The organism is Gimesia fumaroli (genome assembly GCF_007754425.1).
GTDB classification, from domain to species: domain Bacteria; phylum Planctomycetota; class Planctomycetia; order Planctomycetales; family Planctomycetaceae; genus Gimesia; species Gimesia fumaroli.
The window spans coordinates 2,590,741-2,604,363 of the sequence record NZ_CP037452.1; the positions used below are offsets into that span (position 1 = coordinate 2,590,741).

The following is a 13,623-nucleotide window of genomic DNA, read 5'->3' on the forward strand; positions in this document are numbered from 1 at the left end:
TCACTTACTTTAGAGGAATCGCTTTTTATGTCAGACATGCTGGAAACAATCAGTCACACATGGGAGATTCCGTTACGTGCTACCGTTGACGTGGCTGTCATCGGAGGTGGCTCTGCCGGGGTGGCGGCTGCGGCAGCGGCCGCGCGGAATGGAGCGTCGACTGTGCTGGTCGAGCGATATGGTTTTCTTGGCGGGACTTCGACAGCCGGGATGGTCGGTCCCTTTATGACGTCTTATACACCGGACGGCAAACGCCAGCTCGTTGGGGGACTGTTTCAGGAAGTCATCGATCGCATGGTGGCGATGGGCGGCGCCGTCGATCCTGGGACGACGGAAGCCGGTTCTGCCTGGGCCTCGTTTATCGAACTGGGACATGCCAACGTGACGCCGTTTCACGTTGAAGCACTCAAGATGGCGACGCTGGAAATGGTGTGTGATGCCGGCGCGCAAATTCGTTTTCATACGTCGTTTGTTGATGTCGTGATGGACGGGGAACGGATTCGGGATATCATCATCCTTGATAAGGCAGGCCTGGGATTACTGCGCCCCAAAGTGGTGATTGATACTTCGGGAGACGGCGATATCGCTGCGAAAGCAGGGGCGCCCTTTGAAGTGGGCCGACGTGAAGACGGCAAGATGATGCCGGTCACGTTGTTTCTGACGATTGGCAATGTCGATGACGCGCGTGTGGAAGTCTGGATGCGGGAACACGAACAATTGCATCCCGGGGAGCGTTTGTTTGAGTGCATTGTGAAGGAAGCGCGGGAACGCGGCGAATGGACATTGGAGCGCGAATTTCTGAATATTTATCGCGAGCCGACGCCCGGTCAATGGCGGGTGAATTCCACGCGTATTCAGAATGTGGACGGGACCAACCCTGATGATCTGTCGCGTGCGGAAATCGAAGGGCGGCGTCAGGCGTGGGAGTTGATTCGGTTTTTCCGTTCGCACTGTCCCGGACTGGAGCATGCGCAGTTGATCGCGACGGGAACGCAGGTCGGTGTTCGTGAAACGCGGCATATTCTAGGAGACTATGTACTCAACGGTCAGGATGTGCTGGAAGGTCACAAGTTTGAGGATGGGATCGCCCAGTGTTCGTATCCGATTGATATTCATGATCCACAGGGACCGCGGGGGCGACTGGAAGGAATTCACGCCGACCATTATGAGATACCGTATCGCTGTCTGGTGCCGCGACAGGTGAATAATTTGCTGGTGGCCGGCCGGCCGATCTCCGCCGACCACGAAGGCGCCGCTTCCGCACGCGTGATTCCTCCCTGTTACGCGACAGGAGAGGCAGCGGGAACTGCAGCGAGTCTGTCGATTCAACAAGGTATGACACCACGGGATCTGGATGTAAAATTGCTTCGTACAAGGTTGCGTGAACAGGGAGCCATTGTTTAATGATGTACCGTGAGAATGGATACAGAATCAGTTGTTGATATTGCCCTTCGATCTGCAGTTTTCTCTGGCATTTTCCTGAAATTCTGATATGCTATTCTATTGATGCGTGTGTTCTGTTGAGAACAGATGTTTCAACTGGATGCCTCGCTCTCCTACCTGGACTCTCGCCCGCGATGTGAGCGCTTTTGCTCGCAGTGCCAAATTCGATAACCCTGAAATATCTGCGTCTTTTTGCTGCCTGTTTTTTAAACTGCAAACGCGTAGAACTCCGATGGTTAAAATATGAACGGTTTAAACAGACGAGCTATTTGTGTGCTGCTGCTGGTTTCAGCGTGGGGAATCTGCACTCCTGCCTGGGCGAATCCGGCGAACCGCCGTGCGTTTGCCCGCTACTTTGGAAACTATCTTTCCGAGAGCATGAATTCCTGCGGCACCTGTCATGTTGGCAAACATGCCGAAGGGGCGGAGTCGCTGGATGATTTTCCGCACAATCCGTTTGGAACACAATTACGGCTCGAAGGGGACAAGCTGAGCGAAGCGAATCGCGATCCCGAAATTGCGCTGCGACTGAAATTGCTCGCCGACCAGGATGCCGACGGAGATGGCTTTTCCAATCTGCAGGAAATTCTGGTCGGAACGGCTCCCGGTGACAAAACCAAATTCCCTGATGCGGCGGCAGTTCAAAAACTGAAAACCTTGACCGCTGAGTTCAGCGAGTATCAAAATCGTTATGCCTGGAAACCGTTCCAGACGGTAAAACGTCCTGAAGTACCATTGGTTAAAGACGCGGACTGGGCGCGGAATCCCATCGATCACTTCATTGCCGCCGGTCACGAACAGAAAGGCCTGAAGCGGGCCGGTGAAGCGGCGCCGTCGATTTTGTTACGACGCGTTTCTCTGGATCTGGTCGGATTGAATCCGACGCCGGAAGAAATTCGTGCGTTTCTAAAAGAGAGCGAAACCAATCCGCGGGCCTACGAAGAGGTGGTAGATCGCTTGCTCGCGCATCCCGCTTACGGCGAGCGCTGGGGACGACACTGGATGGACGTCTGGCGATACAGTGACTGGGCCGGTTATAAAGATGCACTCCGTGTGAGTCAGAGGCATATCTGGCATTGGCGGGACTGGATTATTGAATCGTTGAATGCCGACAAGGGCTACGATCAGATGGTTGTCGAAATGCTGGCGGCGGACGAATTGAAACCCGATGACTGGGATACGCTGCGCGCAACCGGCTTTCTGGCACGCAACTATCACGCAGTTCGGGATCAGTGGATGGACGATGTGGTGAAGCATACGTCACAAGCCTTTCTGGGGATTACCGTGGGCTGTGCGAAATGCCACGATCATATGTACGATCCGATTCGACAAGACGAGTACTATCAGATGCGTGCGGTTTTTGAAACTTATCACGTACGCACCGATCGCGTGGAAGGTGTGCTGGATACCTCCGAGAATGGGATTCCACGGGCCTATGATAAATCGGTGACTGCCAAAACCTGGTTCTTCGAAAAAGGGGATGAGCGGCGGCCAGTCAAAGATAAAAGCATTCCTCCCGGGGTTCCGAAGTTCCTGGGGGGCGCGTATGAAGTGCAACCGGTTTCCCTGCCGCTGGTGGCCAGTCAACCGGCCCAGCGGGACTTTGTAAAACAAGACTTTCTGTCTCAGATGCGAGGTGCGATGGAGCAGGCAAAGCAGCCGGAACAGCGTCTGGCTGCCGAAAGTGCCTTAGCCGTCTTAGAAGCGCAGTTTGCGATTGAAGAAATGGAAGCTGCGGGAGATAAGAAATCGGATGCGTGGAAGACCGCCGCAAAAGAACTGGTGAAGTTACAGCGCGAGGCGGCGCTCAAGGAGGCGCACTGGAAACTGACGTCCGCGGTTGAGAAACAGGAGCAGGCGAAACAGACGCTGGCGAAGGCAGAAAAAGGAAAGAAAAAATCAGCCATCAGCAAAGCGAAGCAACAATTCAAGAAAGCCGAACAAGCCCACAAGGCGGCAGAAAAAAGTCTGAAGAAAGCAGAAGAAGCGGCTCAGGCAAAAGTGACGACGAAGTACACGCCGCGCAAACAGCCGACCTATCCGAAACAGAGTTCGGGACGTCGTCTGGCATTTGCCCGCTGGCTGACAGACAGGAACAACCCGCTGACCGCGCGGGTGGCGATGAATCATATCTGGCTGCGGCACTTCGGTCAGCCCATTGTCCCAACGGTGAATGAGTTTGGCGGCAATGGTCGCGAACCAACGCACCCGGCTTTACTGGACTGGCTGGCTGCGGAACTGATGAAACGAAACTGGAGCATGAAAGAGATGCACCGGTTGATCGTCACCAGTGCGACATACCGAATGGCGGGCACCGGTTCAAAAGCGAATTCCAAAATTGATCCGGATAATCTGTATCTTTGGAAAAAGTCGGCCCGCCGCATGGAAGGTGAGATCGTTCGCGATAATCTACTGTCGATTCCCGGACGACTTGATCCGCAACTGGGGGGCCCGGATATCAGCAATGAACAGGCCCAGGATTCTCGTCGCAAGAGTATTTATTTGAGACACGCGCACGAAAAACTGGTCGAGTTTGTTCAGATCTTCGACGGGCCCAGTGTCTCAGAATGTTATATGCGTGAAACGAGCGTCCAACCGCATCAGGCGTTGGCGCTGGCGAACAGTAAGTTATCGTTTCTGGCCAGTGAAGCATTGACGGCAAAAATCGAACAAAAGACAACGGGCGATGTAGACGCCTTCATTGAGGAAGCGTTTCTGTCGATTATTTCCCGTCTACCAAACGCGGAAGAAAAAAAGCTGTGTCGTGAATTTCTGTTTGATGGGACCGAGGGGGGCAAAGGGACACCTTCGCAAGACCAGTTTCAGAAGTTGATTACCGTGCTGTTCAACCATAATGATTTCGTCACGATTCGCTAACGATCAGACGTTGATTCCATAAGAAAGAGATTACTATGTCATTGCCTCACATGAACCGCCGTACGTTTCTGGGAGATACCGGTATGGGTATGACCGGCATGGCGTTGACTTCGTTGTTGTTTCAGAATGGGGAATTGCAAGCTTCGGAATCCCGATCAGGCCGCCATCTGGCGCCGCGAGCAAAATCGGTGATCTGGATCTTTCTGATCGGGGGCTTGAGCCATCTGGAGAGTTTTGATCCCAAGCCGGCACTCAACAAATACGCGGGCAAGTCGATCGATGAAACGCCGTTCGGAGATGCGGTCCTCAATAAAGACAAGATTAACAAAGTATTGCTGGATCCCTCGAAGCAGAAACGAAAAATCTATAAATCACTGATGCCGCTGCAGACCGGCTTCAAAAAATATGGCGAGAGCGGATTAGAAATCAGCGACTGGTTCCCCCACATGGGTTCCTGTGCCGACGATCTGACGCTGGTCCGATCGATGTGGACGATTGATAATAATCATGGTGCCCAGTTGACTTATCATACCGGCCGGAAAATTACTGAAGGAGCGTTTCCTACGGTTGGCTCGTGGGTCAGTTATGGACTTGGGTCGGGTAATCAAAATCTGCCGCATTATGTGGTGCTCGGAAATCCCAGTGCCGATTGCTGCGGTGCTGCCTGGACACACGGTTCTGCTTATTTAGGACCGGAGCATGCAGGCGTGCGGATGAAAGTCGACGCGAAGCAGCCGCTGTCCTTCGTGCGTTCGGCTGATGAAAGGCTGACTCCGGCCGAACAAAAGAAAATGTTCGGATTGCTGGGGAAATTGAATCGGCAAACCGGAATTCAATACCCGGACGATCAATATCTGCAGGCGCGGATCAAATCGTACGAACTCGCGTTTCAGATGCAATCCACGGTTCCGGAAGTCATGCAGTTTCAGGAAGAAACCGAGTCAGTTCAAAACCTGTATGGTCTGAATGATAAAGTGACGAAAGACTTTGGTGAGAAGTGTCTGGCTGCACGTCGTCTGACGGAGCAGGGCGTGCGGTTTATTCAACTGTTCCACGGTTATCGCGGCAATGCCGGGGCCTGGGATTCGCATCGAGACATCAAGCGGCTGCATTCGAAACTCGCGGCACAAGTCGATCAACCGATCGCCGGACTCATTAAAGATTTGAAACTGCGTGGTCTGCTGGATGAGACGATGGTGGTGATCGGATCGGAATTCGGCCGCACCCCCGGAGCCGAGCACCGCGAAGGAAACAGTACCGTGCAGGGCTCGGGACGCGACCATCACCCGCACGGTTTCAGTATTGCGATGGCCGGGGGCGGCATTAAGGGAGGCCACGTTCATGGGGCCACCGATGAACTCGGTTTTCATGCCGTTGAAGATCGTCACTACGTGACCGACCTGCATGCGACGGTGTTGCATCAGATGGGCCTCGATACGACGCAACTAAACTATCCCGGCCGACAACGGCTGGAGCGGGATTACGGGGAAGTAATACACGATATTCTGAGCTAGACTGTGTCCAGTTTTATTGTAGCGTCTCCAAGGCCATTTGGATTGAGTATATTAGATTGAGACACGCTATGGTTAAATGTGATGCGCTCTAGGTAGCGTTGAATAAGTCAAATGCCTCTTAGCAAATGTAAGAAACCGGGGCTAACGCCCTGCGGCTAATAAGTCATTCCGGCTCGAAAATATTAAAAACCGGATCAGCCGACATTTAAAACAGCAACGATGGTTTAATGATCAGAACCAGTCCCAGCAGAAGAATGACAACGCCGCTGAAGAGTTTGAGATACCGCCCTTGCGTCTCCTGCAATTTGTGACGGCCCAGCGTGACCACCACAATCGTGACCATGATGGTATCGTCCAGCATATAGGCCACGATATACAGGCAGAGGTACGAGTACGATTTCCAGGCAGGGTAGTTCTGCATGGTGAGGATTTCCGTATAGAGAGCGGGCAGTCCAGCGGTGCAGAGCAGTTCGATGATATTGACCAGCACGGCGAGAATCGACGCACCGATGATGGCTCCGGTCAGATTCTCGGCGTTGACAATCCGCCGCATGCGGGCGTAGAGTCCGGGCTTAGCCCATTCGGGAATCGAAAGCGAGATCCCTTTTTTAAATGCGAAATAATCTTTGACGTGAATCAATCCGATCATCACGGCAAAGAGTCCCAGCAGAAACTGCACTGTCGGCAGATAACCAATTAGTAAAAACACATTGAGCCAGGCCGCCATAAATGCCAGATACGCCAGTCCGCTGATCAGAACAAACGTGCCCGCGACTGCGACAATTTTAGCGCGACTCTTCAGGTTCACCAGCAACGACAGCAAAAACAGCAACACCCACATGGCGCAGGGATTAAACCCGTCCACCAGGCCGATTAAAAAAGTAAAAGCCGGCATTCCTAACCGGCTTTGGCTTAACTCTCCGAGAAAGGGAACCTCGATGGTGTCCCCCTCTTCTAACGCGGGAGGGGGCTGTTTTTCGCCTGCCACCACCGGCGGCTGACCAAAGGGGAGTGGTGGCGGGCTGGAATCACCGCCCGGGATCGGGGGAAGCCCCTCATCGGAGGGTAGGGCTGGCGGGGGAGGATCTAACGCATCATCGTCTGCCAAACTGGCCAGCTGACTCGCCAGGAGCAGGCTGGCGGTTTGCGTGATGCTATGCGTGTCCACACGCGCACTTAAGACGAGGGGTTGAACTGGAACGGGTCTGACCGCCAGTGTGGGAGCGTTAATCGCATCGGGCGCTTTCAGTGCAGGCGGTCGGTTCAGCTGGTTTGTGCTGCTGGAACTCTGATTTTCATCTGCCGGCTTTGCTTTTGGTTTCTCTTTCGGGCAGGCCTTCGTCCAGAACTGCATGGTCTCTTCCAGCTTCTGGCCCGTCGATTGTTCACTGACCCAGCCGACGATCAATTTGTTGCAGAAGTGGAAGACGGGCACGCTAACGGCTTGTTTTCCGTAACGCTCCGATAGTTTCTGAACCCGTTCCCGCGCGCTGTTATCGCTGACGATATCATAGATCTTGTATTGAAAGACCGGATATTGCTCTTTGAGCAGAGGCAGGAACTCTTTGGCGGCTGCACATTTGGCACAGCCAGTTCTGGTATAGATGGAGACCGTTAACAGGGACTGGATTCGTGTGTCTGTTGTTTCATCGGGTTTGAGTTTTCTGAGCAGATAATTACACCCATACAGTGCCGGGGTTTCGGCGGTTTCCAGATGAAAATACTTTAAAATCTGCTGAAAGCGTTCGTCATGCTTTTTATCTTCATCAAGATTGTGAATATGGAGTTTGATGTGCCCGTTTTTTTCCGCGAACGCTTTGACTCGCTTGATGACCTGCGTATTCTCTTCATCGTCGTTACGGATGAAGAGTTCCAGCGACGCACATCGCGGTTCCTCTGAGAAAGCAGGCTGGGCACCCGCGAACTGGGAGAGCAGGATCAGGCCGAGAAAAAGGAGTCTCAGCAAATGCTGGTTTGGTCTGACGAATTCAATGATTGACGCGTTCCTCATGATCCTCTATTTCCAGAAAATAATCGGTCTCTTCCAGTGATGGCTTTATTATTCACTTTGGTACCCGTGTGGTCTATACTCAAGTGTGAAAAATGAGAACGCTGAGCTAGGAAATGCCGCCGTGCGTATTTACACTAGAGTAATCAGGCGTTGATTGGATTCCGTGTCAGATTTAGTTGCTTTGATGATTTATCATGAGTTGGAGTATGCGCGATATGAGACTCAGTATAGTGATCGCTGTTTGCTTTTGTTTTCGGGGGGCTGGTGCATTTGCAGAAGCTCCCGTCGAGTTCAATCGCGACATACGTCCGATTCTGTCGGACAAATGTTTTGCCTGCCATGGACCGGATGAAAAGACGCGTGAAGCCGATCTGCGACTGGATGATCGTGAGGCGGCCCTCGCAGATTTAGGTGGGCATCGTGCGATTGTCGAAGGTAAAGCGGAAGAGAGTGAACTCGTGCGGCGGATCATCGCCACCGATGAAAGTGAATTGATGCCGCCCGCGGATCACGACAAGCCGCTTACCAAAGCCGAGATTGAACTGTTGCGAAACTGGATCAATCAGGGCGCACAATACCAGCAACACTGGTCGTTGACGCCGCTGGTGCGTCCGGATGTTCCGGCAAAGACAGCCGCTGCGACAGTGAATCCCGTTGATGGCTTTATCCAGCGCAAACTGAAACAGGAAGGGTTTGCACCGAGTCCGACCGCTGATCCGCGCACTCTGGTTCGGCGTCTCTCTTTTGATCTGACCGGTCTGCCACCAGAGCCATCGGTGGTTGCCGCGTTTGCAGCAGATCCGAGCGAGGAAGCGTATTCCCGGTTGGTGGATCAATATTTGAATTCTCCTCATTTTGGCGAACGGATGGCGTTGTACTGGCTGGATCTGGTGCGGTATGCGGATACGCTGGGCTACCACGGAGATCAGGTTCAGAGTGTCTCGCCTTACCGGGATTATGTAATCAACGCGTTCAACAGTAATAAACCGTTTGATGAATTTACGACCGAGCAACTGGCCGGCGATCTCTTACCGGATGCAACACTCTGGCAGAAAGTGGCATCCACTTATAACCGCTTGAATCGCGCTTCGGCGGAAGGGGGCGTTCAACCCAAGGAATATCTGGCAAAGTACTCCGCGGACCGGGTGCGTACGACGGGCGCGGTCTGGCTCGGTTCAACGCTGGGCTGTGCGGAGTGCCACGATCATAAATTTGATCCATTTACAACAAAAGACTTTTATCGCTTCGCTGCCTTTTTTGCCGACATTAAAGAGCAGGGAATTGTGAGTGGCGCGAACCACGTCGCCAAACTTCAGGTGCCGACCGAAGCGCAGGCAAAACGCACGCAGGAGCTGGATGTCTCGCTCAAACAGGCGGAAACCGAATTTGCGAAAACGACTCCCGAACTGCAGGCGGACCGAAGCAGGTGGGAGCAGGAGATCAAGTCAGGCACCGACCGCTGGACGGTCTGGAAGCCGAAACAGGTTCGCTCGGAAGGAGGCGCGACACTCAAAGTGCTGGAGGACGGTTCGGTGCTGGCGAGTGGAAAGAATCCGAAGCATGATGTGTATGTCCTCGAATTCAGTGACAGTAAACTTCCTGGTGACGAGCCGTTTGCTCTGCGAATAGAGTTGTTGCCCGATATCTCACTGCCTCAACAGGGGCCGGGACGTGCCGGCAATGGGAATTTGGTTCTGAACGGAGTGGAAATGACGGTTAATGATGCACCGGTAAAATGGCAGAAAGCGACGGCTTCCCATTCTCAAGGCAATCATTCACCCGAATATGTTATCAATGGGCATAAGAATGGCTGGGCGATTCTGCCACACATCGGAAAACGCCAGCAAATGCTTCTGACAGGAAAGCTGACCGAGCCCAAAAACGGGAAGCCGGAAACAGAGGAGTCCAATACCGAAGAGCCTGCGAAGAAAGAGGATGATAAGAACACCTGTGAGATTCGTCTGGTTCAGAATTTTGTCGCAGGTCATAACCTGGGACGTTTTCGGATTTCGTTTTCAACAAACGTCGATATCAGTAAACCGGGGGTTTCTGCTTCCGAACAGCTTCAGGAACTCGTTACACTTCCGGCTGAAAAACGGACAGCGGAACAGCAGAAGCAGATCGACGCTGCGTTCCGTGAGGCGACGCCGTTATTGAGCAAAGAACGCGCGCAGTTGGCACAGTTACGAAAAGAGAAAGATCACTTAGAAAAAAGCATTGTGACGACATTAGCGACGTCGGCGACGAAGCCGCGCACGATGCAGGTGCTGCCGCGCGGTAACTGGATGGACGATTCAGGAGAGATTGTTGAGCCGGGGGTACCACATTTTCTGTCGCAGATCAAAGTCGCTGAAAACACGCGTCCGACGCGTTTGGATCTGGCACGCTGGATGACCGCACGCGACAATCCGCTGGTCGCACGCACGTTTGTGAATCGACTGTGGATGCTGATGTTCGGTCAGGGTCTGGCCCGTTCGGTGGATGACCTGGGTTCACAGGGAGAAATGCCCACGCATCCCGAACTGCTCGACTGGCTGGCGACTGAATTTGTGGAAAGCGGCTGGGATGTCAAGCACATGCTGCGTCTGATTGTGACGTCAAAAACGTATCAGCAGTCTTCGGCGTTGCCAGCAGCGCTGCGCGAACGCGATCCTTATAACCGGCTCTATGCCCGGCAGTCGCGCTGGCGGCTGGAAGCGGAAATGATTCGTGATAATGCCCTCGCATTGAGCGGGCTGTTGAATGAGGAAATCGGGGGCGTGAGTGCCAAACCATATCAGCCGGCGGGATACTGGGCGCAGTTGAATTTCCCCAAACGAACCTATCAGCAGGATAACGGTCCACAGCAGTATCGGCGTGGCTTATATACCCACTGGCAGCGGACGTTCCTGCACCCGAGTTTGCTGGCCTTTGATGCGCCGGCCCGTGAAGAATGTACGGCGCGGCGGCCCCGCTCGAATACGCCTTTGCAGTCACTGGTGTTGTTGAACGATCCGACGTTTGTTGAATCGGCGCGCGTGTTGGCGACGCGTCTTTTGAAGGAAAGTCCCCAGCCGGAATTTGAAGCACGATTGAACTGGCTCACGCAGCAGACGTTAATGCGTGCGCCCCGTGATGACGAAAAAACGCTGTTGAAATCACTGTATGAAGAAGATTTGAAACTTTACCAAACACAACAGGCAGAAGCGGAACGCATTTTGTCCGTCGGTCTGGCCAAACCGTCTGGCGACATCGATCCCGCTGAGCTGGCGGCCTGGACCAGCGTGGCGCGGGCGGTTCTGAATCTGCATGAAACGATCACACGATATTAAGGCGCTTTCAATATGTCTGACTTTTATTCTTCACGACGCAGTTTTCTCCGTCAATCGGCACTGGGCATTGGACCAGCGGCTCTGCTGTCGCTGTTGTCTCGCGATGCGGGTGCCAGCGATCTCGGGCAGGGTGTGATTTCGAAGCCGCACTTTAAGCCGCGCGTCAAGCGGGTGATCCATCTCTGTATGGCGGGCGGGCCTTCGCACCTGGAAACGTTTGACGATAAACCGACGTTACGCGAGATGCATGGCAAGCCGATGCCCGAATCGCTGACCAAAGGGCAGCAGGTGGCGCAGCTGCAGGGACGCGAGCTCAAATGTTTCGCACCGCAGTTTGAGTTTACCAGTTTCGGTGAAAGCGGCCAGCGGATCTGTTCACAGTTTCCCAACATCGGTTCGGTGGCCGACGACTTGTGCATCATTCGATCGATGTATACCGACCAGATCAATCATGACCCCGCGCATACGCTGTTCAATACCGGTTCTTCCCAGGCGGGCCGTCCGAGTATGGGCTCGTGGTTGTTGTATGGACTGGGACAGGAATGCGATAATCTTCCCGGCTATGTCGTCTTGACCAGCGTGGGGAAAGGGGGGCAGGCCCAGCCGATCGCCGCACGTCAGTGGCACAGCGGTTTTCTGCCTTCGCGTTTTCAGGGCGTTCAGTTTCAAGCCACCGGGGCGCCGGTGTTGTATCTGAATCGACCGGAGGGCGTCACGATGCAGCAGCAGCGCCGGCTCGTGGATACGGTCAATCAGTTGAATCGGGGCTTCGATGATCTAGTGCACGATCCCGAAATTGCCACACGCATCGGCCAATACGAAATGGCATTTCGCATGCAGACCAGTGTGCCGGGTTTGATGGATCTGAAAAATGAATCGAAGGAAACGATGTCAGCCTATGGAACCGAAGGGGGCGACGGCACGTACGCCTCAAATTGTCTGCTGGCGCGAAGACTGCTCGAACGGGGCGTCCGCTTTGTGCAGCTCTATCACCGGGCATGGGACCATCATGGCGGGATTAAACGTTCGATCGAGATCACAGCCAAAGAAGTCGATCAGGCGACCGCGGCTCTGATTAAAGATCTGAAACAGCGGGGCCTGTATGATGACACACTGATCGTCTTCGGCGGCGAATTCGGCAGAACGCCGATGGCTCAGGGGACCGGTCGCGATCATCATATCAAAGGCTTTTCGATGGTGCTGGGAGGCGGCGCCGTCCAAGGGGGTAAGAGTTTTGGCACGACTGACGATTTCGGTTATGCGGCTGCAGAAAATCCGGTCCATGTGCGTGACTTTCATGCGACGTTGCTGCATCTGTTCGGCATCGATCACCGGCGGTTCAGTTACAAATTCCAGGGCCTCGATTTCCGTCTCACCGGTGTGGAAGAAGCACACGTCATCAAAGACATTATCGCGTAATCGTTCGCGACAATCTCAAGGCAGCATGCAGCGACCGCCGCTGATGACGAGCGTCTGTCCCGTGGTGAAGCTGCTTTCATCGGACAGCAGAAATGACACCATCGACGCGACCTCCGAAACTTCACCCATCCGTGGAATTGGCGTGGCCTCGATGATTTTATCGAGGTCGTCCTGGTTGACGCCTGTCAGGATTTCGGTGTCGATCAATCCGGGGGCGACCGCGTTGACTCGGATATTGTCTTTCGCCCAGGCGACCGCAGTACTCTGTGTGAACGAGACCACGCCCGCTTTACTGACGGCATACGCGATCGACATCGGACGCGGCTGCAGACCGGAGAGCGAACTCATATTCACGATGCGACCAAAGTTGTTTTTGAGCATGCCTTCCTTCACACGCCAGGTGACCAGAAACGTTCCCGTCAGATTCACATCCAGCATCTGCCGCCAGTCGTTTTCCGTTAATTCCCTGTGCGACTGATAAATGAAGATTCCCGAATTGTTCACCAGCAACTCAACGGGCCCCCAGTTTGATTCGATCTCCCCGACCATGCGATCCACGTCCTGGCTGTCGGAGACATCAGCCTGCACGAGCATGCCCGTTCCACCGGCTGCTTCGATCTGCTTCAGTGTTTCCTGTGCATCTTCCTGACCGCTGCGATAATTAATGGCGACACGGGCGCCCTCTTGCGCAAGACGCAAACAGCAGGCTCGACCGATGCCGCGGGAACCTCCGGTCACCAGGGCGACACGGTTTTGAAAACGAGCAGGATGAAAATTCGATTCGGACATGATGGCTCTCTGATCTCGGTGTGTGCGATTGGAAGCGGCTTTAATTCTGCGTCAGGTTTATTTGATGATATCGCTCAAGAGTCGTTCGTTCTACTGATGCTCAGTGGATATCAGCGATCTCGGTCTAAGTCTGGATTCCGGCGTGATTTCGACCTGTGAGGGAAATGCTGAAAAAAGGGATGAATGCAGAGATTTTGTTGAAATGAGCGCCAAGTTTCGATAGAATAAACAGACTCCGATATATGGCCGCTCCTGCTTC

At 53.7% G+C, this 13,623-nt stretch carries 7 protein-coding genes; 5 read left to right on the forward strand and 2 right to left on the reverse strand.

What is annotated here, in order from left to right:
• Window positions 1-27: 27 nt before the first annotated feature.
• From Enr17x_RS09940 to Enr17x_RS09950, 3 genes are all read left to right on the forward strand, one after another.
• Entirely contained in the window at window positions 28-1,404 is a 1,377-nt protein-coding gene (locus Enr17x_RS09940) for an FAD-dependent oxidoreductase (RefSeq protein ID WP_145308260.1), read from the forward strand.
• 282 nt (window positions 1,405-1,686) lie between these two features.
• Window positions 1,687-4,320, forward strand: coding sequence for a DUF1549 and DUF1553 domain-containing protein (locus tag Enr17x_RS09945; RefSeq protein WP_145308261.1), 2,634 nt, complete (start codon window positions 1,687-1,689; stop codon window positions 4,318-4,320).
• Window positions 4,321-4,355: 35 nt separating this feature from the next.
• Complete coding sequence (locus Enr17x_RS09950) at window positions 4,356-5,834, forward strand: DUF1501 domain-containing protein (RefSeq protein WP_145308263.1); 1,479 nt, start codon at window positions 4,356-4,358, stop codon at window positions 5,832-5,834.
• Window positions 5,835-6,039: 205 nt separating this feature from the next.
• Here Enr17x_RS09950 and Enr17x_RS09955 read toward each other — a convergent pair whose 3' ends face one another.
• Window positions 6,040-7,845 (reverse strand): glutaredoxin domain-containing protein, encoded by a 1,806-nt coding sequence (locus tag Enr17x_RS09955; RefSeq protein ID WP_145308265.1) that lies wholly within the window; start codon window positions 7,843-7,845, stop codon window positions 6,040-6,042.
• A gap of 215 nt (window positions 7,846-8,060) precedes the next feature.
• Between Enr17x_RS09955 and Enr17x_RS30435 the strand changes: the two genes are divergently transcribed.
• Window positions 8,061-11,156: a PSD1 and planctomycete cytochrome C domain-containing protein gene (locus tag Enr17x_RS30435; protein ID WP_198001078.1), complete on the forward strand. Its 3,096-nt coding sequence runs from the start codon at window positions 8,061-8,063 to the stop codon at window positions 11,154-11,156.
• 12 nt (window positions 11,157-11,168) lie between these two features.
• Window positions 11,169-12,575, forward strand: a complete 1,407-nt coding sequence (locus tag Enr17x_RS09965) for a DUF1501 domain-containing protein (protein ID WP_145308269.1) — start codon at window positions 11,169-11,171, stop codon at window positions 12,573-12,575.
• Between the two features lie 15 nt (window positions 12,576-12,590).
• Here Enr17x_RS09965 and Enr17x_RS09970 read toward each other — a convergent pair whose 3' ends face one another.
• Complete coding sequence (locus Enr17x_RS09970) at window positions 12,591-13,364, reverse strand: SDR family NAD(P)-dependent oxidoreductase (protein ID WP_145308270.1); 774 nt, start codon at window positions 13,362-13,364, stop codon at window positions 12,591-12,593.
• Between the last annotated feature and the right edge of the window lie 259 nt (window positions 13,365-13,623).

Bases quoted from the DNA above. Each gene is read 5' to 3' on its own strand.
- Enr17x_RS09970 (WP_145308270.1), bottom strand. From the start codon at position 13,364: ATGTCCGAATCGAATTTTCATCCTGCTCGTTTTCAAAACCGTGTCGCC.
- Enr17x_RS09945 (WP_145308261.1), top strand. From the start codon at position 1,687: ATGAACGGTTTAAACAGACGAGCTATTTGTGTGCTGCTGCTGGTTTCA.
- Enr17x_RS09955 (WP_145308265.1), bottom strand. From the start codon at position 7,845: ATGAGGAACGCGTCAATCATTGAATTCGTCAGACCAAACCAGCATTTG.
- Enr17x_RS09940 (WP_145308260.1), top strand. From the start codon at position 28: ATGTCAGACATGCTGGAAACAATCAGTCACACATGGGAGATTCCGTTA.
- Enr17x_RS09950 (WP_145308263.1), top strand. From the start codon at position 4,356: ATGTCATTGCCTCACATGAACCGCCGTACGTTTCTGGGAGATACCGGT.
- Enr17x_RS09965 (WP_145308269.1), top strand. From the start codon at position 11,169: ATGTCTGACTTTTATTCTTCACGACGCAGTTTTCTCCGTCAATCGGCA.
- Enr17x_RS30435 (WP_198001078.1), top strand. From the start codon at position 8,061: ATGAGACTCAGTATAGTGATCGCTGTTTGCTTTTGTTTTCGGGGGGCT.